This window comes from Stieleria sp. (assembly GCF_041595215.1).
In the GTDB taxonomy this organism is placed as follows: domain Bacteria; phylum Planctomycetota; class Planctomycetia; order Pirellulales; family Pirellulaceae; genus Stieleria; species Stieleria magnilauensis.
The window spans coordinates 1-3,420 of sequence record NZ_JBFHKV010000942.1; the positions used below are offsets into that span (position 1 = coordinate 1).

Sequence of the window (3,420 nt, forward strand, 5' to 3'; positions counted from 1 at the left end):
ACCGCTGTTTCCAATACCGCTCGTGCCTGTTCCCGCTGTACCGATCCAATTATCGGCGATCGTCACGTTGTTTGCGCCGGATGCGATATTGATTCCATCGCCCGTGAAACCGGTGATCATCAGCCCCTGGATCATGCTTCCTGCAGCACCAGAGGTGAGACTGAGACCACTAAAGCCTGACGCCGCTCCGTCGATCCGGACGACCGGGGAACCGGCGTAATCGGGTTCGCTGAAGCCATCGATGAACACCGTGTCGGTGATTGTCAATGCTGAAGTGAGATTGATTGTGTGCACGCCGGCACCGGAAATACTGAATTCGATGGTATCATCGATGGTCGTGGATGCGTTGGACTGAGCGATCGCCCAACGCAGTGAATCGGTGCCGGAGTCGTTCGTATTGGTGACCGTGTACGTTGCCAGGAGATGCTTCCAGGACAAACGTGATTGCTGATCGAACGCGATCTCGGTTTCGACCTTTCCGACGTTGTATTCGAAGTCCCAGTCGCCGCCTTGCGACTCGCTGCCTGTCGCATCGTCACTGGCTGCGACATCGGCTTCGGTGAGCGCGGCGATTGAGTCAATGAGTGCGCGACCCTGGCTGGTGCTTGCTAGGTCACAACCGTAGATCAACAAGTCGGCACCCGTATCAAGTGAGGCGGACCATGATGCGATCTGACCCGCATAGCCGACGGCGGAGTCTTGGTCTAACCGTTGGTTCCCCAGTTGGATTCCCTGGCCGTCGCCGTGGCTGAGGATGTGAATCGCATCGACGCCAGAGACGGTTTCCAACACCTGGGAAATCTGGGAGATTCCGTCGTCATCAGATGACAGGCGAATGACCAGCCATTGTGTGCCTTCGAGCGAATTGTCGCGGAGTCCGTCCAACAGTATGTCCGCGTCTTCGACCCCCTGATCCACAAAGACGACTTCCAGACGCCGCGACGTTTCGAACGCAGGAGTCTCTTGTAATTCCAATGAATTCGGTTCGGCTTGCGCGAGATCAACATCGAATCGCTCACCGGATCCACTCGGCGGTCCCGATTCGAGCATCTGTGCCATCAACCCATCCAGGAGTTCAACATCGCTATGGGCTGGCAAATCGCCAGCGTCAAGACCGTCTGCACTCAACAGCACCCGGTCCTCTAGCAGGTAGAAATCGAAGACTCGATGTGATAGTTGCGTGGACAAGTTGATTGATCCAATTACTTTTACGCGGGGCCTGCCGAATCTGGCACGGCGCTCTCCGCGATTGCCTCCTTCACCTTCGAAACTTAGATCAAAATGAGATCGGCCTGACGCGCATCTCCCCTGTCTGCGTTCGATGGATGAAAACATCCACCCTCGTTCGGCCTGATAAAATTGAAGAACTCGATTGATTGGATGACAACGAACGAAGACTGTTCGAAAGTCGCGTCGGTAACGGCGACTAACTCCGTCGGTCGAGCAGCGTCTCGAGTCCCTCGTCTAGCCTGGACTGTGAACTTCGATAGGCCGACAGCATCGCGATCGGGTCGATGAATCGCCATGCCGGAAGGCTCGATGCGAACACCGACATCAAGGCGCCGCCACGCAATGCCCAGAACACATAGCCGATCGAAAACACACTCATCCCTGCTCCGGCGGCTCCGACGTAGACCATCATCGGAGTTTCCTGTTGTTCTTGAGCGTTGTCCCACTGGGTCCAAACGATCGCCTGTTGCAAGTCTTGACGTAGCAATCGTTCGAGTTGCTGTAGTTCCGGCGAGTAGGACAGCACCAGACTCGAGGCGTTTTCGGCAACCGAATACACGCCGTAAAGTTGACGCTCTGACTCCACGATTTCATCAATCTCGCGGCCCATTCCCCGCTCCACATCACGATCCGATGAAGCCTCAGCGCTGCCGGCCTGGCGGGCCTCTGGATCGACGATTGCCGACACCGAGCCGGAGCCTGGGCTTTCGCTCGCCGTCGATGATTCCGTCGGTGCTTCGGCTTCAGGCTCCGACGGAGTCGCGGCGGCAGGCTCTTCGGCGGTTTCTGGTTCCGGATCCGATGGTGTGCTGACTTTTTGCGTCGCTTCCGATGCGGCCCCCGGCGGGGCGACGATCGGCACTTCCAGGACGACCTCGGCAAGGTTGCTCGAGAGCGTTCCGTCGGTCACGCGGTAAAAGAACGAATCCTGACCAAAGAAACCCGGGTTGGGCGCGTAGGTGAAATCGCCGCCGGGGCTGAGCGTAAACGTACCGTTGCTCGGTGCGGTCACCAACACGATGGCAAGCGAGTCACCATCGATATCTGTATCATTGACGATCACTCCCGAAACACCGACCGAAAGTGTTTGGCCGATACCGACGGCAAAGCTTTCGCCGGTCGCCGTGGGAGCTTCGTTGACGTTCGTAATACTGATGCTGATGACTTGCGTCGTGTTGGATCCATCGGTGCTGGTCGCGCGAACGGTAATGTTTTCACTCGACGATGTTTCAAAGTCCAGCGCCCCGGCGACGGAGACCACGCCAGTGGCGGCATCGATCGCAAATCGACCGCCGGCGTCGTCATCGAGCCAATAGGACACACTGTCGCTCGCATCGGCATCGGATGCAAACGCCGTCACGCCCACGACCGTTCCGACAAGCGAGTTTTCAGCGACTGTGTCAGCCGACACGTCGATGTCACTCACCGGGCCGATGGTGTTGTCATTGACCGGCGTGACGGTGAAGCCAAACGTACCCGAGATCGCAACCGCTCCGTCCTCTCCACCGTCGGCGAGCGAGAAACTGAAGGCGTCGGCGATTGTTTCGCTGCCGTCGTGGCTATAGGTCACGTCACCATTGCCCAAGTCCGCCTGGGTGAACGTGTTCCCGAGTCCCAGTACACCGAATCCATTCAGCGCCAGCGTGCCGTTGTCAGCCGCATCGGTGATCGTGAATGTCAATCCGGCGCCACTATCATCGACGTCAACTCCACTCAACATGGCGGACGTGATCGTGGTCCCGGCTTGTCCTTCGGCGACCGTCGCGCCCGAGTTGGCGGACAAGGTCGGTGAATCGTTGACCGGCGTGATGTCGAGCGTCGCGGTCCCGGCGGTGTTGTCGGCCCCGTCGGTGATCGTGTAACTGAAGCTGACCGACGTGTCATCGTCGGCGGCGGGGGTGTAGTCCCAGGTCCCGTCACCGTTATCGACCAGCGTTCCGGATCCGCCGCTGATGGCGAGCGTGGTTGCGGTCAGCGAGTCTCCTTCGACATCGCCGGCGGCCGAGAGCAGTTCCGCTTGCGTGATCGTTCGCGCCCCGCTGTCTTCGGCGATCGCGGTCAGGACGACGGAACTGGTGGTCGGCGCGTCGTTGACCGGCGTAATGTCCAGCGTGGCGGAGCCGGCCGTGTTGTCGGTTCCATCGGTGATCGTGTAGCTGAAGCTGACCGACGTGTCATCGTCGGCGGCGG

General features: G+C 58.9%; 2 protein-coding genes. Both read right to left on the minus strand.

Features of this window, described 5'->3' with window-relative positions:
• A partial coding sequence (locus tag ABX749_RS26585; RefSeq protein WP_372898664.1) for a DUF4347 domain-containing protein occupies nt 1-1,059 on the minus strand: 1,059 nt, incomplete at its 3' end.
• A gap of 367 nt (nt 1,060-1,426) precedes the next feature.
• Nucleotides 1,427-3,420 (minus strand): tandem-95 repeat protein (locus ABX749_RS26590; RefSeq protein ID WP_372898665.1); only part of this gene is annotated, 1,994 nt, incomplete at its 5' end.